Here is a 19,975-nt window from a genome sequence, read left to right on the forward strand (position 1 = left end):
TTCATGGTGCGGCGTTAGGGGCGCTCTTGTTCGGGGTGCGTGCGCTGCCACGCGACAACTTCATGCGCATGTGTGACCAGGAATGCGCGCATGCGCGCGAAGCGCCGCTGCGTCTGCCGTGCGAAAACCCACGCGACCACCGGCTCCAGCAGCCAGCGCAACGCCTTCGGCCCGGCCTCGATGGTGTAGACATAGATCAGTACCGAATGGCCGAGCTGCGTGTCGCGGTGCCGCATGGACGCAGCCCAGCGGTTGAAGGGGAAGGAGCGGCCGATCATCGAGGCGGCCGCCACGTGTGGTCGGTCGAAGCTCACGAAGCGCGTTCGCATCGACAAGCCGCGCAGCCAGCCGCCGCCCACGTTCTCGGTCTCGGCGCCGACGAACGGGCAGGGCGCACCGCCCACCACGCGGGCGTTGCCGACCAGCGAGTCCCAGCGTGCGCGCCACACGTGGTAGTGGAAAGCGTCGAAGACAACGTCGGCCGGCGCCGGCATGTCGAACTCAAAGCGCTGGTGCGCCATGGCCTGCCACTGCGATTGCCGCTTCTTCGACCACGTCGGTCACCATGCCCCAGCGCGCGAACTCGGGCTCGAACTCGGACAGGGCGAGCAGGCCGGCACAGGCATGCGCGCCGATGGGCAGCGCATCGCCCCGCGCGAGACGCCGGGCCAGCAGGATGGCGGCCATGCAGGGGATCTCAGGGCCGTGGTTGTCGTCGGCTGCTATGTGCCACGCGCGGCGTGCCGGCGCGCCCTGCGCATCCGTGCCTTCCACGCGCACGACCATGCCGCCCAGCGCGGTACCGAGCGCGTCGAACACGCCGCCGGCCGAATGCAGCAGCGGCGCCAGCTTCTGCGGCGTGGGCAGCAGGCCCATGCGGTGCATGAACGCCATGAAGGCGAAGGCGTGCTGCGCCAGTCCGACTTCGAGCGCGGCGCGGAACATCACCGACTGCACGCCGGCATAGCGTGCGGGAAAGAGCTCGAGATCGGGAATGTCGCAGAGCGCACCGCGGCGCGGCTTCATGCGCGCGAACTCGACCTTCACGGGATCGGCCCAGCCAGGCTGCTCGACCCACTTGCCCCCTTGCCATACGCGGATGGGCTCGCCGCAGTAGGCGAGCACGCTGGCCAGCGTGGCCTCGCCGCGCGGCGCGCCTTGCGCGGGCGCGATGCAGATGTCGATGCTGCGGATGCCTTGCCAGCCTGCCGTGAGATGGTCGACCACCGCCGAGGAAAGCGCCGGCACTGTGCTGGCCCCGCTGACGGCTGTACGGCCCGCATCGCGAAAGGCAGCGTCTTGCGCCGACGGGAAGTCGCACACGAAGCGCCGGCCATCGGCCAGGTCGATGTAGTGCGCGCCTGCCGCTGCGACGGCCTGCGGCACGCGGTAGTCCTGGTTCTGGAAGGGGCCGGCCGTGTGGATCACCAACGCGATGCCGAGCTTGCGCAGCGCGTCCGCAAGATCGGGCGCCTGCACATCGATGCGAACCCCTCGCGCGCCGCCGCCCAGCGATTCGGCGAACGCCGTGGCGCGCTGCGCATCGCGCCCCGCCACCAGCAGCTCAATGCCCGGGTCGCCTGCCAGCGCGCGGGAGATGCGCGTACCGAAGTTGCCGTAGCCGCCGAGCACCAGCGTCTTCATGCCGCCGCCGCGTCGCTGCCCGCGACGTGCCCGCGCGTGAACGCCTCTTCGAAGATCGAGTAGCCCGACCAGTCGGCATGCGCGAACGACAGCCGGCCTGCAACGATGCTGCCGCGATGCGCGGCATCCGGCGCGGTGCGCTGCGGGCCGATCTGCGCCAGCAGGCCGGGCCGGGGGATCGACATGGCGTGCCCGTAGCGTGTGATGTCGATGCGCGTCGCCAGCGATGGCAGGTCAGGATGCGGTGCCGACAGCTCCGCGAGCAGGTCGTCGCGCCAGCCGGTCCACGGGCGCTCAAGCAGCAGCTTGCGGCCGTCGGCGGTGTCGTAGCTGCTCGGGCCCAGCGGCCGGTACCAGCTGAGCACCGTGCCGCGCGGCGTCGGGTCGAGCGACTGGTGGCGCGCGTCGACGTAGCCCAGGCCCTTGGTGCCATAGATCACGTTGTCCCAGCTCGGCGCGGCGCCGGGCCTGTCGGCCAGCGGGCCACGCAGGTGCACGTTGGCCACGAGCCAGGGCGCGTAGCGCACGTGCGCGGCGGCGGTCTTCAGCACCTCGGGCGGGTTCTCAACCACGCGCGCGGCGATGAACACGGGCAGCGCGACGATGCAGCGCTCGGCCTGCCATCGCACGAGGGACTTGGTGGCCGCATCCCACGCATCGACCTCGACGCCACCGCGCACTTCGGCGATGCGCGTGACGACCTGGCCAGTGCGCAGGCGCTCACCAAGCGGCCTGGCCAGCTGCTTCGTGAGCCAGCCGTTGCCTTCGGGCCAGGTGAGGATGCCGTCGCGCTCGGGGCTCGAGTCGTTAACGCTGCCAGTCGGATCGCCGGGCGCATGAAAGCCGTGCCGGCTCGCGAAGTAGTGGATGCCGGCCCAGGCCGACACCTGCCCGATGCCAGCGCCGTAGTCGTCGCGGCAGCAGTAGTCGAGGTACCAGCGCAGTTGCGCGTCGCTGAAGCCTTCGCCATCGAGCCAGCTGGCGAAGGTGATGGCGTCGAGCGCCAGCAACTCGGGTGTAACGGCAACCTTCAGCGTGGGAATGGCGAAGTGCGCGGCGTGCTGCAGCGCGTCGATGCGCTGCGCGAACTTGCGGTACTGCGCGAGCGTGCCTTCGCCCACGCCATGCATGGGCAGCAGGCCGTCCTGCCACTCGCCGTGGATGAACAGGCGCTCCTGCGGGCTGTGGCAGAGGGTGACCTCGTCGTATTCCCATCGGCCCGCCACGCGGCGGCGCAGACCGAGTTCTTCGAGCAGGTCCTGCACCTCGCGCGCGTCGTCGCCGGGCACGGGCAGGTAGTGCGCGCCGAGCGGGCAGGCGATGCCGTTGACGATGCCGCCGCGTGCGTTGCCGCCGGCGGTGTCTTCGAGTTCGAGCAGCGCGAAGTCGTCGATGCCCGAGAGCCGCAGGGCGCGTGCGGCAGCGAGGCCCGCAACGCCGCCGCCAGCGATCACCACGCGGGTGCGCTTCACGACGGCGGGCGACGCGCTGTGCAGTGCGCCATCGCGCATCGCATGGCCACGCGTGACATCGATGCCGTTGAAGCCGCCTTCGATGGGCGGTGTCGGCGACTCGCAGCCCGCGAGCGCGAGGGCGCCCGCCGCACCTGCCGCCACGCCGAGGAATTCGCGCCGTTGCATGGTTGGCTAGTGCGCCATCACCTTGCCCCACTCCTGCTCGTAAGTGGTGACCAAGATTTGATTCGACAGCCGGTTCACTTCGGCCGGCACGCGCGCCATGTCGAGCGGAAAGTCGAACATCAGCGGCAGCGTGGAAGGCGACAGAAAGCGCAGGCCCGAAGGCAGCGCATCGGGCATGCGGTACGGCCGGCGGCTCGCGATGATGTAGCCCCATTCGCCGAAGCTCGGCACGTGCGCGTGGTACGGCGTGGCGCGCAGGCCGACCGACTCGATGGTGGTCGCCACGGTCCAGTAGCTCTTGCGCGCCACCAGCGGCGAAGTCGTCTGGATCACCGCGTAACCGCTGGCCGACAGGCGCTTTTCGAGCAGCGCGTAGAAGCTGTTGGTGTAGAGCTTGCCGATGGCGAAGTTGGTCGGATCCGGAAAGTCGACCACGATCACGTCGAACATGTCGCCCGGCTGCTGCAGCCACTGGAAGGCGTCGGTGTTGACGATCTTCACCTTGGGCGACGAAAGCGAATGGCCGTTGAGCGCAGCCAGCGTCTCGTGATCGGTGAAGAGTTTCGTCATGTTCGGATCGAGTTCCACGAGCGTGACCGACTCGACCGAGGGGTACTTCAGGATCTCGCGCACCGCCATGCCGTCGCCACCGCCTAGCACGGCGACCTTCTTCGGCGCGCCCTGCGCGGCCATGACCGGGTGCACCAGCGCTTCGTGATAGCGGTACTCGTCGCGCTCTGCAAACTGCAGGTTGCCGTTGAGGAACAGGCGGTGCCCGAGCAGCCCGCGCGTGACCACGATGCGCTGGTAGGGCGAGGTGGCGCTGAAGACGATACGGTCCTGGTAGAACTTGTCTTCTGCCAGCGTGGTGATGTGGTCGGCCCAGACGAAGGCCGCCACCAGCGCGGCCAGTGCGAGAAAGCAGGCCAGCGCATGCGCGCCGACGCGGCGCAACTCATGACGGAACAGCCACAGCGCCCACACCGCCACGGCCGCGTTCATGAAGCCGAACAGCAGGCCGGTGCGGATCATTCCGAGCTGCGGCACGAGGATGAGCGGAAACGCCACCGACACGGCCAGCGCGCCGAGGTAGTCGAAGGTGAGAACCTGCGACACCAGGTTCTTGAGCACGATGTTGCGCTTCAGGATGCGCATCACCAGCGGAATCTCGAGCCCCACCAGCGTGCCGACGACCATCACCAGGCCGTACAGCAGCAGCCGGAAGGCGCTCGGCACGTAGGCGTTGGCAAGAAACAGGATCGCCGGCAGCGCGCCGCCGATCAGCGCCACCATCAACTCGATGCGAAGGAAATGCGCCGGCAGTTGCCGGTCGAAATAGCGCGAGAGCCAGGAGCCCACGCCCATGGCAAACAGATAGGTGCCGATGATGGTGCTGAACTGCAGCACCGAGTCGCCGAGCAGATAAGAGCTGAGCGCGGCCGCGCTCAGTTCGTAGACCAGGCCGCAGGCAGCGACCACGAACACGCTGGCGAGCAGCGCGATCTCTATGGGTTGCGGCCCCCGCGCATCCGGGGTGCGCGCGGGCAGGGCCGCGTCGTTCAATGGATTGCTGCGGCGACGATGATGCAGATGCCCAGGCTCATCGCGGCAACCACCAGCCCCAGCGCCACGTTCTGCTTCTCGACAATCTCGCCCCACAGGTCATAGGGCGTGATCTTGTCGATGATCAAAAAGCAGAGCCAGAAGATCACGACGCCGATCAGCGCGTACACGAGCGATCCGAGGACCACGCCCGGTTTCAGCCATTCAAATCCCATGGGGACCTCCAGTCGTAGTAGTGAGGTGAGAGTCAGACATCGCGTGCATCTTCGCCGTCATTTGTGGCCGCCGCCACTCGAATAGCCGCCATACGAGCCGCCCGAGCTGCGATAGCCTCCCGACGAGCTGCTGCAGGTGCTCAGGATGATCAGCAGGATGATGATCACGACGATGATGAGGATGATGGTGCCGCAGCCCAGCCCGGAGGCGGCGCTCACGGGCAGCGCGTCGGCGCGCTTGAACATGTCCTTCTTGGTGTCGAGCTTGAAGGCGGTGGCCACCGCGCCGCTGTCGATCTTGCTGCCCGACGACCACGTCAGCTCGTTGGCAGAGCGCTCCATCGACAGCAGCGCGCCGCCGTTGGCGAAGTCGCGGTTGAAGGTTTTCTGCCCGCGCTCGACCTGCCAGTAGAACTCGCCCGCCACGTAGGTGGTCTCGGCGTTGTAGGCGTACTGCTGCTGGTAGCGCTTGCTGAGGTAGGTGGCGGTGCTGCCGTTCTCGGCCATCACCGGCGCGCCGGTGGTCGGCTTGACCATGCTCCAGCCGTCTTCCGCATCGACCAGGAAGCTGAAGCCGCGCTTCTTGTTGTAGAGCAGGTATTCGTCCCAGCCGAACTGCTCGTCGTCGCCGGGCTCGCTGCCCATGCGGTGCTGGAAGCCGACCACCTGCCATTGCGCGCCCTGCAGCTGGCCCATGCTGCCGAGCGCGATGAGCGGGCGCACGGGCTCGTCCTGCGTGGCGTGCCTGAGCTCTCCGCCGATGCCCTGCGACAGGTCGATGATGCTGCTGCACGAACGGCAGGTGATGCTCTTGCTGTCGGCCAGGTTGACGGTGACGGGCGAGCCGCAGTTGGGGCAGTTGAAGCTGCGGCCCTTCTCGTCCTTGGCGGATTCCTCGCGCAGGCCGGTGAGCTGCAGGTCTTCGAGCTGCACCGAGCGGCCGAGGTAGGCGCTGGGCGTCGCGGTGCCGTAGTCGATGCTGAGCACCAGCCCCTTGTCGTTGCGCAGCTCGACCATCGCGAACGGCCGGCCGAGCTCGGGCAGGTGCGGCAGTTCGCCCTGTGCAGAGGTCAGCGCCACCTGCTCGTTCGAGGTGACGGTGTAGCTCTGGCCGGCGAAGGCGGTGGTGGCGCCCACGCGCAGTTCGTTCCATGGCGGCGCGGCGCGCTGCAGGTCGAAGGGCAACGCAAAGACGTAGGCCCCGTTGTCCTCGCTGAGGATCGCGGTGCGGTCGCCGTCGAGCGCGGCGATCCATTCGGTCCAGCGGCCGCCGGGGTAGGTGTACTGCAGCCGGCCGATCAGCGTGAAGGGCTTGTCCTGGATGCGGCCGGCGGCGAACAGCTGCAGCGGGCTGAAGTCGTCGAACAGCTCGGCCATCTTGCCGGTGCGCGCGAGCGTGTCGCCCTGGCGCACGACGGTGCTCTGGCAGTAGGGGCAGACCGCGTGCGTCGATTGCGCCGAGCGGAATTCGACCGGCGCGCCGCAGCCGGGGCAGGGCGCGCGGTAGTAGCGTTGGTTGCCGGTTTCCTCAGCCATGGCACATCAGCCATGGCGTGGACGGCCACGAGTTTTTCAAGCCAATGAGGCTTCCGACGCCCGTCGAACGGGCGTCAGGCGCTATCGGGAACATAGCGCCGGGTCAGACGAGCTTTTTCAGCAGTTCGGCCTTTTTGGCGTCGAACTCTTCCTGGGTGAGGATGCCCTTGGTCTTGAGTTCGCCGAGCTTCTCGAGCGTGGTCATCACGTCGGTGGGGCTCACCACGGCCACGGCGGGTTGCTGCTGCGTTGCCGCGGCCTGCGCGGCCGCATTGGGGCTCAGGCCCTGCGCGAGGTTCTGCGCGAGCACCTGGCCGAGCGCCACGCCAGCGCCCAGGCCCATCGCGTCGCCGGCAATGCCGCCGCCATTGGCAGCGCCCTCGGCGAATTTGGGGATGGCCTGCGCCGTCTGGTACTGCATGAACTTGCCCATGTCGTTGCCGACCATGCCCATGCCGATCTTCTGGTCGAGGATCTTCTGCAGCTCTTCGGGCAGCGAGACGTTCTGGACCGTGATGTTTTCGAGCTTGATGCCGATCTTCTCGAACTCGGGCACGAGCTGCGCGGCAAGCGCCTGCGCGAACTGGATCTGGTTGGCCGCAAGGTCGAGGAAGGGCACGCCGCTGGAGGCGATGGCGTTGCTGATGTTCTGCAGCACCAAGCCGCGCAGCTGGCCGTCGAGGTCGGCCACGGAATAGATGTCGCGCGTGCCGGAGATTTCGGTGTGGAAGGCCTTGGCGTCACCGATGCGGAAGGAGTAGTTGCCGAAGGCGCGCAGGCGCACGGCACCGAAGTCCTTGTCGCGGATGGTGATCGGCTGGGGCGTGCCCCACTTCTGGTCGACCTGCTGGCGGGTGCTGAAGAAATAGACGTCGCTCTTGAAGGGGGACTCGAAGAGCTTGTCCCAGTTCTTCAGGTACGTGAGCACGGGCAGCGTCTGCGTCGTGAGCTTGTACATGCCGGGGCCGAACACGTCGGCCACCTTGCCTTCGTTGACGAAGACGGCAACCTGCGACTCGCGAACGGTGAGCGAGGCGCCGTTCTGGATTTCCATCTCCGCCATCGGGAAGCGCCAGGCCAGCGTGCCATCGCCGGTCTCGGTCCACTGGATGATGTCGATGAACTGTTTCTTGATGAAATCCATCAGGGCCATGGTTGCTCCTCTTCAGGTTTTTTCAGGTTTTATCCGAACTGTGCATATTGCCACAGCGACTTGACAGCGCACCCGTGCTTTTGGTCATGGTTGGCACCGGCCATGCGGTGTATGGCTTTACGAACCGAGGTCTACAATCGGCGCCCCCAGAAGAAGCGCCACCAGGAGCTACGGCACATGTCAGATTCGACCCCCTCGACCTCATCGACTCCCACGCCCGAAGACAAACGCGCCGAGTTGCGACGTGCCGCCCTCGAGTACCACGAGTTTCCCGTTCCCGGCAAGATCGCCATCGCGGCGACCAAGCAGATGGTCAACCAGCGCGACCTGTCGCTGGCCTACTCGCCCGGCGTGGCCGCGCCCTGCGAGGAAATCGTCAAGGACCCGGCCAACGCCTTCAAGTACACCTCGCGCGGCAACCTCGTGGCCGTCATCAGCAACGGCACCGCGGTGCTGGGACTGGGCGACATCGGCCCGCTGGCGTCCAAGCCGGTGATGGAAGGCAAGGGCGTTCTCTTCAAGAAATTTGCCGGCGTCGACGTGTTCGACATCGAAATCGACGAGAAAGACCCGGCCAAGCTGGTCGACATCATCGCGTCGCTGGAGCCGACCTTCGGCGCCATCAATCTGGAAGACATCAAGGCCCCTGACTGCTTCTATGTCGAGCGCGAGCTGCGCAAGCGCATGAAGATCCCGGTGTTCCACGACGACCAGCACGGCACGGCCATCACTGTGGCGGCGGCCATGGTCAACGGCCTGAAGGTGGCGGGCAAGGACATCACCGAAGTCAAGCTGGTGGCCTCGGGCGCCGGTGCCGCGGCGCTGGCCTGCCTGAACCTGCTGCTCAAGGTCGGCCTGAAGCGCGAGAACGTGTTCGTGACCGACCTGGCCGGCGTGGTCTACGAAGGCCGCACCGAACTGATGGACGACGACAAGCGCCAATACATGCAGAAGACCGACGCGCGCACGCTCGCCGAGGTCATCGAGGGCGCCGACGTGTTCCTGGGCCTGTCGGCCGGCGGCGTGCTGAAGCCGGCAATGGTGGCCAAGATGGCCAAGCGCCCGGTGATCTTCGCGCTGGCCAACCCGAACCCCGAGATCTCGCCCGAAGACGCCCATGCGGTGCGCGACGACGTGATCATGGCTACCGGCCGCACCGACTACCCGAACCAGGTCAACAACGTCCTGTGCTTCCCGTACATCTTCCGCGGCGCGCTCGATTCGGGCGCGACCACGATCACCGACGAGATGGAAATCGCCGCGGTGCACGCAATTGCCGATCTGGCGCAGGCCGAGCAGAGCGAGCGCGTTGCTGCTGCCTACGTCGGTGAAAAGCTGTCATTCGGCCCCGAATACCTGATTCCGAAGCCCTTCGACCCGCGCCTGATGATGAAGATCGCGCCGGCCGTGGCCAAGGCGGCAGAGGAAAGCGGCGTTGCGACCCGTCCGATCAAGGACATGGATGCCTACCGCGACAAGCTGCAAAGCTTCGTCTATGCCTCGGGCACCACGATGAAGCCGATCTTCGAAACCGCCCGTCGCGCGGCGAAGAAGCGCGTGGCGTACTGCGAAGGCGAGGAAGAACGCGTGCTGCGCGCCGCCCAGATCGTGGTCGACGAAGGCCTGGCCCGCCCGACGCTGATCGGCCGACCGGCCATCATCGCCCAGCGCATCGAGAAGTTCGGCCTGCGGCTGAAGGAAGAGCTCGACTACGACATCGTCAACGTCGAGCAGGACCGCCGCTACCGCGACTTCTGGCAAACCTACCACCGCATGACCGAGCGCAAGGGCATCACCGCCCAGGTCGCCAAGATCGAGATGCGCCGCCGCCTCACGCTGATCGGCGCGATGCTGCTGCACAAGGACGAGGTGGACGGCATGATCTGCGGCACCTGGGGCACCACGCTGATCCACCTGCACTACATCGACCAGGTGATCGGCAAGCGCCCCGGCGGCTGCGAGAGCACGCCGCAGGACGTGCCGGTGTACGCCTGCATGAACGGCCTGCTGCTGCCCGACCGCCAGGTGTTCCTGGTGGACACGCACGTCAACTACGACCCCTCGCCCGAGGAACTGGCCGAAATCACGACCATGGCGGCCGAGGAAATGATGCGCTTCGGCCTGAAGCCGAAGGCGGCGCTGCTGTCGCATTCCAACTTCGGCACCAGCAACGAGCCCAGTGCCATCAAGATGCGCAAGACGCTCGACCTGCTGCGCGTGCAGGCGCCCTGGCTGGAAGTGGATGGCGAAATGCACGGCGACGTGGCGCTGGACAGCAAGCAGCGCGCGGTGGTCATGCCGCACAGCGCGCTGGCGGGTGACGCCAACCTGTTGGTTTTCCCGAACATCGACGCGGCCAATATTTCCTACAACCTGCTCAAGACGGCGGCAGGCGGCAATATCGCGATCGGCCCGGTTCTGCTTGGCGCGGCCAAACCTGTGCACATTCTCACGGCGAGTGCGACTGTTCGGCGCATCGTGAACATGACAGCCTTGACAGTGGCTGACGCAAACGCCGAGAGATAAGCCATTTGGCGAGAGTGGCCGCCAACTTAAAGCGCCACTCGATCCCTTCGCGACTGCTCAAACTTTGAGCAGTCGCTTGCTATTTTCGCCAGCGTGGTGCACACTCGCGGGCTTGAATTTGCGGGTTAACCCGACGTTGATCGCCGATTCGAACCCCCCGCTCTTTTCTTGTGGTGCCCCATGGCGGCTTACGCCTCGATCACGTCCTCTGTCACAAAGTTTGCGCTCACCAGTCTGATGCTGGTGGCGTTGACGACGGGGGCCGAGGCCCGCGGATGGTTCGGCGCCGGAAAAACGTCCACCGAGGAAACGATCGCTCTGTCCGAATTGCCGGCACAGGGCCAACGAACCTACCAGGCCATCCTGAGTGGCGGTCCCTTCCGGTATGACAAGGACGGCACGGTGTTCGGCAATCGCGAGCGTCTTTTGCCACCCGCACGCCGCGGCCACTACCGCGAGTACACGGTTACGACGCCCGGTTCGCGCAACCGTGGTGCACAACGAATCGTCTGCGGCGGTGAACAACGCACGACGCCCGAGGCCTGTTGGTACACCGCAGACCACTATGCGAGTTTCAGACGGATTGCGCCATGAGCGATGAAAACGACCTGAGCGGCGCCCCGAAGCGCCCCGAAGAAATGATGATGACTATGGAAAGACCAGCGGAGATGACCTTATCCCTTCGTGCCGTACGCCCGAACATCGTGCAATCGATCCGCGCGTTCCGCGTGAACGACCTGCAGGACGCGGCCAACGCGGCCGGCCAGCACTTCCTGTACGCCAACCTGGGCAACGCCCAGACCAAGCAGGACGTGCTCGACCTGATCGCGCAGCAGTTCACGTTCCCGGCCCACTTCGGGAAGAACTTCGACGCGCTGTACGACTGCATGACCGACCCGTTGCATAAATCGGGCCCGCAGCCAGGTTTCGTCATCGTGCTGGAGCAGATCCCGGCCAACGCCAAGTTCGACAAGGAAGCGCGCGAGCAGCTGCTCGACATCTTCCGCGACGCCTCGGACTACTGGGGCGACCGCAAGGTCCCGTTCCGGTGCTTCTATTCTTTTCTGTAGCCCGTTCTGCATCTACCAGCCAAGCAGAACGGGCGAACGAGGCTCAGCCGAACGCTGAAACCCTCGATGGCATCGAAGTGAACACCACCGCAACCGCAGCGGCAGCCTCCACCGAACCGGCCGGCGAAAAAATGCCGACCGACAAACTGGTCGACGTGTCGCCCCTGGCGCTGCGCATGAGCAGCCCCTTCAATGCGGGTTATTGGCTCGCCGCCGCGTAAGCAAGCAGGCTTAGGCGTTTGCAGCCTCCGTTAAAAAGCCCGTCGCAGACGGGCTTTTTTCATGGGTTTCACGGGATGATGGCCTGGGCCAGAGCGACGTATTCGTCGACGGGCACTTCCTCGGCCCGTCGCTGGACATCGAATTCACCGGCAAAGCCGTGCTCCTGCAGCCACTTGCCCAGCGTGTGGCGCAGCAGCTTGCGGCGCTGGCTGAAGGCGACCTGCACGATCTCCCCCAGACGGGCCGCATCGACCGCCGGCGGCGTCGCCAGCGGCACCATCCGCACCACGGCGCTGTCCACGCGCGGCGGCGGGTCGAAGCTCTCGGGCGGCACGAACAGCACGTTCTGCATCTCGTAGCGCCACTGCAGCATCACGCTCAGGCGGCTGTAGTCCGAGGTGGCGGGCCTGGCCACCATGCGGTCGATCACTTCTTTCTGCAGCATGAAGTGCTGGTCGGCGACCAGATGGGCACTACCCAGCAGGTGGAACAGGATAGGCGTGGAGATGTTGTAGGGCAGGTTGCCCACCACGCGCAGCGGCTTGGCCGGGAACCTGGCGGCCAGTTCCGCGAAGTCGACCTTCAGCACATCGGACTCGATCACGTCGAGCTGCGCATGCTCGCGCAGGCGCTTGGCGAGGTCGCGGTCGAGCTCGATCACGGTGAGGCGGCCCAGCCGCTCGACCAGCGGCTGCGTCAGCGCCGCGAGCCCCGGCCCGATCTCGACCATGGCGTCGCCAGGCTGCGGTGCGATCTCGCGCACGATCGCATCGATGATCCCCCCGTCGGACAGAAAGTGCTGCCCGAACCGCTTCCTGGCGATGTGTGCCATCGAATCAGGATTGCGGTGGGTCGCGGTATTCGACGTAGGCGCGTGCGCGCACTTCCTGCACCCAGGTGGTGAAGGCCTCCTCTACGCGCTGTTCGCGCAGCGCGGTGCGCGCAGCTTCGCGCTGCTCCGACTGGCTGAGCTTGGAATCGCGGCGGCCGACCACCTGGATCAGGTGCACGCCGAAGCGCGACACCACGGGGTCGCTGATCTGGCCCGGTGCGAGCCGGTCCATGGCTTCCTCGAATTCGGGCACGAACTGGCCCGGACGCGACCAGCCGAGGTCGCCGCCGTCCTTGGCGCTGCCGTCCTGCGAGTTGTCGCGGGCAAGGCCGGCGAAGTCGGCAGTGCCGGCCTGCACGCGGCGCTTGAATTCGGCCAGTTGCGCAACCGCCTGCGCCGTGGTGCGCTTGGGGTCGTTGAGCAGCAGGATGTGGCGCACTTGGGTCTGCGTGACCGTGGCGTCGCCCGACCCGATCTGGGCCTTGGCGATGACCTTGAGCACGTGGAAGCCGGCGCTGGAACGCACGGGCCCGGCGATGCCGTTCACCGCGGTCGATTGTGTGGCCTCGACGAACAGCGACGGATAGCGGTCGGCGCTGCGCATGCCGATGGCGCCGCCGTTGGCGCGGTCGGGCGAATCGGAGTTCTCGCGCACGAGCTTGGCGAAGTCTTCGCCGGCGCGGGCGCGCTGGGCGAGGTCCTGTGCCTTCTTCTGTGCCGCGGCCACCTGGGCGTCGGTGGCGTTCTCGGGAACGGCCACCAGCACCTGCGCGAGGTTGAGGTTTTCCAGCGCCGCGTTCTTGACGGATTGATTGCGCTGGTCGCGCAGGTATTCGTCGGCCTCGGCGTCGCTGATCTTGACCTTCGACTCGACCTCGCGGTCACGCAGGCGCGTGAGCAGCAGCTGGTCGCGCAGGTCGTTGCGGAAGTCCTGCTGCGCGATGCCTTCGGCGGCCACGCGGCGGCGCAGCTCGACCAGGCTGATCTCGTTCTGACGCGCCACGGTCTGCTCGGCCTGGTCGATGGCTACGTCGTCGACCTTGATGCCGTTTTCCTTCGCGAGCTGAAGCTGGGCACGCTCCGTGATCAGCCGCTCCAGCACGAGCCGGGTGAGCTCGCCGCGGGGAACGCGCTCTGCGTCCGGGTTCTCCTTGATCAGCCGCGACACGCGCGTCTGCACGTCGGTGTTGGTGATGGGCTCCGAGTTGACCAGCGCGACGATGAATTCAGCCGAGCGCTGCACGGGCGCCGCGGCAGGCGCCGTCGACGGCCGCGCGGCCGGCGGGCCCAGGCGCGGCCCGGCGCGCATGATGTCCGTGATGCCGGTGCCGGAGCGGAAGCCCTGCGCACCCGACGTTGCAGCCGCTGCCGCGAGGCAGCCCAGGGTGATGATGGAACGGATGTATTTCATGGCGTCGCTCAGTCAGTCGTCTCAGTCGTAATTGGTGAAGCGGCTCGGCGCTTCGCCCGGTTGGCGCAGGGGTTCGTAGCGCTGGATGTTCTGCCGCAGGGCCTGCATGGGGCTGGAGCCGATGCTGGAGAAGCCGACGAATTCGAGCTGGAACATGATGCGGGTGTTCGCCGTCACCTGGCCCGTGGTGATGCGCTGCAGCACCACGCGCCCGATCCAGCAGCAGCCGTCGTACTCGAAGCCGAGCACGCCGTCCGTGAGTTTCTTGTCCTGCAGGCTGTAGTTGAGCCGGCCGACCGCATACCAGCGTCCGCCGCCCTGGCCCTTGCCGGGGCCGAGGTTCTTGCCCTTGTCGCCCCACAGGTCGTTGATGGGCCATTGCCAGCCCACGTCGATCGACTTGCTGCCGTCGGTCGCGGTCGGGGTGCTGGGCGCCTGGTAGCGGAAGGCCGCGCTCAGGTTGTGATACGGCTCGGGGTTGTAGCGCGCGCTGATGGCCGAGCGCTCCGACTTGCGCGTGTCGGGGTTGTACTGCACGAGGGTGTCCAGGCTCCACTTGGGCGTCCAGTTGATCTGGGCGCCCACGAGCAGGTCGCTCGCGCGGTCGGTCACCGGCGTGCCGCCGGGCAGCGTGACCTTCTGGTCGCTGAAGCGCAGCCGCTGCGCGATGCCGAAGCGCGCGGCCTCGACGCCGGTGGCCGGATCGATCAGGCGCGAGGTCACGCCGAGCGTGAGGGCATTGGTGTCCGAGACGCGGTCGCCACCCGAGAACGCGTTCTCGGTATAGATGGTCGCGAAGCTGAAGTCGTTGGCCGCCGAATCGTAGTTCGGCAGCATGCTCTGGTTGCGATACGGCGTGTAGACGTAGTAGGCACGCGGCTCCAGCGTCTGGCGGAAGGCGCGTCCGAAGTAGTTGGCGTCGCGCTCGAAAGTCAGGCCGCTGTCGAGGCTGAAGGTCGGCACCGCCCGGTTGCTGGAGGTCGGGAAGAAATACAGCGAACTCGGGTTGTAGACCTGGCCGTTGACGTACTGGGTACCGTTGACCGTGACCGTCGGAATGGACGACTGCGGCAGGTAGTAGTTGTACGAGGCCGCATTCAGCATCAGCTTGGGGATGACGAACGAGCTCGGCGTGATGAACGGGCGGCTGATCGAGGCGACGGCCATGGCACGGTCGCCGTCGGGCTGCGATTGCTGGGTGGCGTCGTAGCCGAGCTGCGACGGCAGGATCGTGTTCACGCGGAAGTGCGTGTAGTCCAGGTTCAGCGAAACGTCGAAGCCGTGCCAGTCGTACTTGTTGTAGTTGGCCGTGATCTGCGGCATCTTGTCGTACGCCGGCACGATCGGCGACAAGTCGTACTGCAGGTTCTGGTACTTCAGCGTGCGGACGATGCCGCTCCAGTCGCCCTTGCTCCAGTTGAGCGATGCATCGTTGGGCAGCTGGCGCTGCGCGAGCGACGGCGTGCGCGTGAAGTCGCGCCAGTAGTCGTTGTCGCTGACCCGGTTGATGCTGATGTTGGCCGACAGCGAGTCGAGGCCCAGCGCCTTGGCATCGAAGTCCTGGTGATGCGTGCCCCACACGCCCCAGCGCTTGGTGCTGCCGAGATCGGGGTAACGCTGGCCCATCAGGCGGTCGCTGCCCATCAGGTCGAAGCGGATCATTCCGTTGTACCCCTTCTCGAGGTAGCGGAACTCGTTGCTGAAATTGATGCCGCGCTTGCTCATGATCGTCGGCGTGATCGTGGCGTCGCGGTTGGGCGCGATGTTCCAGTAGTACGGCTGCGCGATCTCGATGCCGTTGGTGTTGTCGATGCCGATGGTGGGCGGCAGCAGGCCGCTCTTGCGCTCGTTCGACAGCGGGAAGCTCACGCTCGGAATAGGCGGTGTGGTGATGCCCATGAAGCTCAGCCGCGCATTCTTGGCCACGCCCTCGTTTTCCTCGGTGTCCGTGGTCATCGTGGTCGCGGTCAGCAACCAGGCCGGCATCCAGCCCGGGAAGTCTTCGCGGCGGCAGGTGGTGTAGGTGGCTTCGCGGGCGATCGACACGTTGGCGTCGACGAAGTCGATGCGCTTGGCCTCGCCGTGCGCTTCGTTCACTAGGAACTGGTAGCGCACGTTGTTGAAGAAGCCCTCGAAGGTCTCCAGCTTGAGCTGCAGCTCGGGGCCTTCGTACACGTTGCCGGCCTGGTTGACGCGCACGTTGCCGGTGGCCTTGGCGCGGTCGTCGGGCTGGTAGTACTCGAGCCGGTCGGCGGTGATGGACACGGCGCCGCGCCGCAGCGTGGCGTTGCCCTCGACCACGGTTTCCAGGTCGGGCCGGCCGGAGATGCGGTCGCCGGTGACGATGCTGGGCATCTGGCCGCGGTCCGCGGGTGTCAGGGTTTCGGTCAGCAGCGGCGTGCGCTTCAGCGTGAGCGGGGCGTCGAAGTTGCCGGCCGTCTGCGCGGAGGCGCCATGTGCGTGCATCAGGGCCAACGACAAAACAGCCAGCGGTAGCGGCGGGCGCGAGCGCCGCGGGGCGACACGACGTCGGTTCATCAGGCCTCCCGCCCAGCCGTTCCGAGGAAAGCGGTCGACTCGCCCGGGAAGGGCAGCGAGCGCACAAGGTGCCAAGCGTGAGGGCTTTGGGTCGTAGGCATCGGTTCGGAACGAAAGATCGTCGGGGGACGGCGCGGCAGGCCGGCGGGTTGCAGGGGCCGGCAGCAACCCGCATCGGCCGGAAGCCGGCCAAGGGGGATTGCCGCGCCAGGCGGATTTGTAGAATCGATTATCCATGACAGCATCCCCGCCTCCGGCCTCATTAGCCCCAAGCCCCGCCGAGACCATCCTCTGGACTGATCCGCAGCGGGCCGAAGTGTTCCGGGGCTGGCTGGCCGCCATCGCGCCTGCCCACCGGTTGTTGCCCGACACCGTGCGGCTCGCCTCGGTCGACGCGAGCTTCCGCCGCTACTTCCGCCTCGACACCGCCGACCCCGCCGCCCCCACGCGCATCGTGATGGACGCGCCGCCGGACAAGGAAAACAGCGCCCCCTTCGTCCAGGTGGCGCAGCTGATGGCCGGCGCCGGCGTGCTCGCCCCCACGGTGCTCGAATGGGACAAGCCGAACGGCTTTCTCCTGCTCGACGACCTGGGCCGCCAGACCATGCTGGACGTGATCGATCCGGCGAAGCCCGACGCGAGCCGCCCGCTCTACGACCAGGCCATCGACGCGCTGATCCGCTGGCAACTGGCCTCCAAGCCCGGCGTGCTGCCCCCCTACGACCGGGCGCTACTCGAACGCGAACTGGCGCTGTTCCCCGAGTGGTACATCGGCCGCCACCGCGGCATCGCCGTCGAAGGAAAGCTGAAGGAGCGGCTCGAGCGCAGCTTCAAGCTGATCGTCGACAGCAACCTGGCGTCGCCCGCCGTCTACGTGCACCGCGACTTCATGCCGCGCAACCTGATGATCGGCAACGGAGCAGCGCTCGGCGTGCTCGACTTCCAGGACGCCGTGTACGGCCCCGTCACCTACGACATCGCCAGCCTGATGCGCGACGCCTTCCTGAGCTGGGACGAGGAGTTCGTGCTCGACATCACCATCCGCTACTGGACGGCTGCGCGCAAGGCCGGCCTGCCTGTCGACGAAGACTTCGGCGCCTTCTACCGCGCGGTCGAGTGGATGGGCCTGCAGCGCCACCTGAAGGTGGCCGGCATCTTCGCGCGCCTCACGCTGCGCGACGGCAAGCCCAAGTACCTGGCCGACACGCCGCGCTTCATTGCCTACATCCGCGCCACCGCCAGCCGCTACATGGAGCTGACGCCGCTGCTGCGCGTGATCGACGAAATCGAGGGCACTTCGGCCATCACGGGCTTCGCCTACGGCCGTGTCTGAAGGAAAACTGAAAAAGCACCACCCTGTGACGGCCGTACAACGGTCGCTCGCAGCTATCGATTTCATAGCATGCCGCGTTTTCACTGTTCCGTGCCGCTGAGCGCCGGCGTCAGCCTGGCGCTGCCGGCGGGTGCCGCGCGCCACGTGCAGGTGCTGCGGATGCAGCCCGGCGATGCGCTCACGCTGTTCGACGGCGCGGGCGGCGAATATGCAGCCACGGTCGAGCGCATGGGCCGCAGCGACGTCGCCGTGGCCGTCGGCTCCCACCTGCCGGTGGAGCGCGAAGCGCCCCGCGCCGTGCACCTTGCGGTCGGCATGCCGGCCAACGAGCGCATGGACTGGCTGGTCGAGAAAGCCACCGAGCTCGGCGTTGCGAGCATCCAGCCGCTGGCCACTGCCCATGGCGTACTGCGCCTGTCGGGCGAGCGCGCCGAGAAGAAGCGGGCGCACTGGGAGGCGATCGCGGTCGCGGCCTGCGAGCAGTGCGGGCGCAACCGCGTGCCGGTGATCCATCCGGTGCAGTCCTTCACGGGCTGGCTCGAAACCAATGAAGCCTCGGCCGTGCGCCTTGTGCTGAGCCTTGCCGAGGGCACACGCAGCCTCGCCGACACACTTCAAGCCCCGAACGACCAAGGCGTGACTGTATTGAGCGGCCCCGAAGGCGGCCTGAGCAGCACCGAAGAACAGCAGGCCATCGCCCGCGGCTTCGCTCCCATCACCCTCGGCGCGCGCGTGCTGCGCGCTGAAACGGCGGCGCTGGCCGCGCTGGTGTCCCTGGCCGGACTCTAGGCAGGGCCGCGAGGTGGGTGTTTTCCGCGACGCGCGCGCGGAAAGCTTGGGAAACAATCGTTACTTCATTAAGACAAAAGAAGGACTTTTGCCGATGTCCCGCCTGCCAAGCGTTCTGCGCCTTGCACCTCTCGTTCTTGCCGCGCTGCTGTGCGCCACACAGGGCGCGCTCGCCCAGAGCCAGGCCGTCGCCCCCACGCCCGCGCAAGTCAGCCCCGAGGTCGACAAGGCCTACACCCAGTTGATGGCCTCGCCCGCCATCCAGAAGCTGCTCGACGCGGTCAAGGCCGACCATGAACACTCGGTCGATGACCTGAAGATGCTGACCGAGATCGAGGCGCCGCCCTTCAAGGAGCACAAGCGCGCCGAGGCGTTTCTCGCGCGCATGAAGGCGCTGGGACTGACGCACGCGAAGATCGACGCCGAAGGCAACGTGGTCGGCCTGCGCAAGGGCATCGGCGGCGGCCCGAAGCTGCTGATCTCGGCCCACCTCGACACCGTGTTCCCCGCCGGCACCGACGTGAAGGTGAAGGAGCACGACGGCCGGCTGCACGCACCCGGCATCGCGGACGACACGCGCGGCCTGTCGGTGCTTCTGTCGTGGCTCAAGGTGCTGAACGAAAACAAGATCCAGACCGTGGGCGACCTGATGATCGTCGCCAACGTCGGCGAGGAAGAACTCGGCAACCTGCGCGGCATGAAGGCCATCTTTCGCGACAACCTCGACATCGACGGCATGGTGGGACTGGAGCCGTCGTCGCCGGGCGCGGTGCTGGTGCTCGGCACCGCGAGCCACCGCTACGAAGTCACGTTCCAGGGCCCGGGCGGCCACAGCTTCGGCGCGTTCGGCCAGGTGCCCAGCGCCATCCACGGCATGGGCCGCGCCATCGCGAAGATCGCCGACGTGCGCACGCCGAGTTTCCCGAAGACCACCTTCACCGTCGGCACCGTGGGCGGCGGCACTTCGGTCAACACCATCGCGCCAGATGCGCGCATGGCCATCGACATCCGCTCCGACGACATGGCCTCGCTTCTCGAAACGGAGAAGAAGATCCTCGCAGCCATCGACGAAGCAGTGGTCGAGGAAAACAGGCGCTGGAACGTGAGCACGCTGAGCGTGAGCACCAGGCTCATCGGCGACCGCCCCGGCGGCCGCACGCCGCCCGATTCGGTGATCGTCGAGGCCGCGATCCGTTCGAACGCCGCCTTCGGCAACAAGACGCTGCTGCGCGGCGGCAGCACCGACGCCAACGTGCCGATCGCGCTGGGCATTCCCGCGATCATCGTCGGCGGTGGCGGCAAGGCCTCCGGATTCCATTCGTTGAGCGAGTCCATTGACGTGACAGATGCATGGAAAGGCGCGCAGAATTCGCTGGTTACCGTGCTGGGCCTGGTGGGCGTGCAGGGGGTCAGCCCCGCATTGCTCCCCAAACGGACAGCGCGTACCAAGTAATTTGTCACGTTGCCAGTTCGAAAGTGGACGTGCCACTTTCTGCTTACGGT

17 protein-coding genes are annotated in these 19,975 nt (G+C 66.7%); 7 read left to right on the top strand and 10 right to left on the bottom strand.

Translation table 11 applies throughout. From position 1 onward, the window contains the following. Positions 1 to 14: 14 nt before the first annotated feature. The 7 genes from BLW48_RS10830 to BLW48_RS10860 form a co-directional block, all read right to left on the bottom strand. On the bottom strand, positions 15 to 521 hold the full coding sequence (locus tag BLW48_RS10830) for an SRPBCC family protein (RefSeq protein WP_093174585.1): 507 nt from the start codon (positions 519 to 521) through the stop codon (positions 15 to 17). Next, positions 502 to 1,644 (bottom strand): saccharopine dehydrogenase family protein, encoded by a 1,143-nt coding sequence (locus BLW48_RS10835; protein ID WP_093174587.1) that lies wholly within the window; start codon positions 1,642 to 1,644, stop codon positions 502 to 504. Before BLW48_RS10835 ends, BLW48_RS10830 begins: the two co-directional genes overlap by 20 nt. Then, positions 1,641 to 3,284, bottom strand: a complete 1,644-nt coding sequence (locus BLW48_RS10840) for an FAD-dependent oxidoreductase (protein ID WP_093174589.1) — start codon at positions 3,282 to 3,284, stop codon at positions 1,641 to 1,643. Before BLW48_RS10840 ends, BLW48_RS10835 begins: the two co-directional genes overlap by 4 nt. 6 nt (positions 3,285 to 3,290) lie before the next feature. Continuing rightward, positions 3,291 to 4,847, bottom strand: coding sequence for a polyamine aminopropyltransferase (locus tag BLW48_RS10845; RefSeq protein WP_256330752.1), 1,557 nt, complete (start codon positions 4,845 to 4,847; stop codon positions 3,291 to 3,293). Continuing rightward, positions 4,844 to 5,062, bottom strand: a complete 219-nt coding sequence (locus BLW48_RS10850; RefSeq protein WP_093055038.1) for a DUF350 domain-containing protein — start codon at positions 5,060 to 5,062, stop codon at positions 4,844 to 4,846. The genes BLW48_RS10845 and BLW48_RS10850 overlap by 4 nt, the downstream gene beginning before the upstream one ends. Before the next feature lie 57 nt (positions 5,063 to 5,119). Next, on the bottom strand, positions 5,120 to 6,598 hold the full coding sequence (locus BLW48_RS10855; RefSeq protein ID WP_093174591.1) for a DUF4178 domain-containing protein: 1,479 nt from the start codon (positions 6,596 to 6,598) through the stop codon (positions 5,120 to 5,122). A gap of 103 nt (positions 6,599 to 6,701) precedes the next feature. Next, the gene (locus tag BLW48_RS10860; RefSeq protein WP_093174593.1) at positions 6,702 to 7,751 is read right to left on the bottom strand and encodes an SPFH domain-containing protein; all 1,050 of its coding nucleotides are present in this window, start codon (positions 7,749 to 7,751) and stop codon (positions 6,702 to 6,704) included. 177 nt (positions 7,752 to 7,928) lie between these two features. Between BLW48_RS10860 and BLW48_RS10865 the strand changes: the two genes are divergently transcribed. The 4 genes from BLW48_RS10865 to BLW48_RS35815 all read left to right on the top strand — a co-directional run bounded on the left by BLW48_RS10865 (position 7,929) and on the right by BLW48_RS35815 (position 11,568). Next, on the top strand, positions 7,929 to 10,277 hold the full coding sequence (locus BLW48_RS10865) for an NADP-dependent malic enzyme (RefSeq protein ID WP_093055032.1): 2,349 nt from the start codon (positions 7,929 to 7,931) through the stop codon (positions 10,275 to 10,277). Between the two features lie 180 nt (positions 10,278 to 10,457). Further along, on the top strand, positions 10,458 to 10,871 hold the full coding sequence (locus tag BLW48_RS10870; RefSeq protein WP_093055030.1) for a guanyl-specific ribonuclease: 414 nt from the start codon (positions 10,458 to 10,460) through the stop codon (positions 10,869 to 10,871). A gap of 50 nt (positions 10,872 to 10,921) precedes the next feature. Further along, positions 10,922 to 11,347: a barstar family protein gene (locus BLW48_RS10875; protein WP_086011111.1), complete on the top strand. Its 426-nt coding sequence runs from the start codon at positions 10,922 to 10,924 to the stop codon at positions 11,345 to 11,347. Positions 11,348 to 11,424: 77 nt separating this feature from the next. Next, positions 11,425 to 11,568: a hypothetical protein gene (locus tag BLW48_RS35815; protein WP_176928788.1), complete on the top strand. Its 144-nt coding sequence runs from the start codon at positions 11,425 to 11,427 to the stop codon at positions 11,566 to 11,568. A 68-nt stretch (positions 11,569 to 11,636) separates the two neighbouring features. Here the strand turns inward: BLW48_RS35815 and rsmA are convergent, their stop codons facing one another. From rsmA to BLW48_RS10890, 3 genes are read right to left on the bottom strand one after another with little or no spacing between them, the layout of a single operon-like run. Continuing rightward, on the bottom strand, positions 11,637 to 12,401 hold the full coding sequence (rsmA, locus tag BLW48_RS10880) for a 16S rRNA (adenine(1518)-N(6)/adenine(1519)-N(6))-dimethyltransferase RsmA (RefSeq protein ID WP_093174595.1): 765 nt from the start codon (positions 12,399 to 12,401) through the stop codon (positions 11,637 to 11,639). A 4-nt stretch (positions 12,402 to 12,405) separates the two neighbouring features. Then, entirely contained in the window at positions 12,406 to 13,812 is a 1,407-nt protein-coding gene (locus BLW48_RS10885) for a peptidylprolyl isomerase (protein ID WP_093174597.1), read from the bottom strand. A 21-nt stretch (positions 13,813 to 13,833) separates the two neighbouring features. Continuing rightward, complete coding sequence (locus tag BLW48_RS10890; protein WP_093174599.1) at positions 13,834 to 16,350, bottom strand: LPS-assembly protein LptD; 2,517 nt, start codon at positions 16,348 to 16,350, stop codon at positions 13,834 to 13,836. A 235-nt stretch (positions 16,351 to 16,585) separates the two neighbouring features. Between BLW48_RS10890 and BLW48_RS10895 the strand changes: the two genes are divergently transcribed. The 3 genes from BLW48_RS10895 (at position 16,586) to BLW48_RS10905 (ending at position 19,925) form a co-directional block, all read left to right on the top strand. Next, a complete protein-coding gene (locus BLW48_RS10895) occupies positions 16,586 to 17,683 on the top strand; it encodes an aminoglycoside phosphotransferase family protein (protein ID WP_093174601.1) in 1,098 nt (365 codons plus the stop codon). 69 nt (positions 17,684 to 17,752) lie between these two features. After that, entirely contained in the window at positions 17,753 to 18,472 is a 720-nt protein-coding gene (locus tag BLW48_RS10900) for a 16S rRNA (uracil(1498)-N(3))-methyltransferase (RefSeq protein ID WP_093174603.1), read from the top strand. A gap of 94 nt (positions 18,473 to 18,566) precedes the next feature. Further along, entirely contained in the window at positions 18,567 to 19,925 is a 1,359-nt protein-coding gene (locus BLW48_RS10905) for a M20/M25/M40 family metallo-hydrolase (protein WP_093174605.1), read from the top strand. The last annotated feature ends 50 nt before the right edge of the window (positions 19,926 to 19,975 follow it).

It is taken from the genome of Variovorax sp. YR266, from assembly GCF_900107295.1.
Taxonomy (GTDB): Bacteria; Pseudomonadota; Gammaproteobacteria; order Burkholderiales; family Burkholderiaceae_C; genus Variovorax.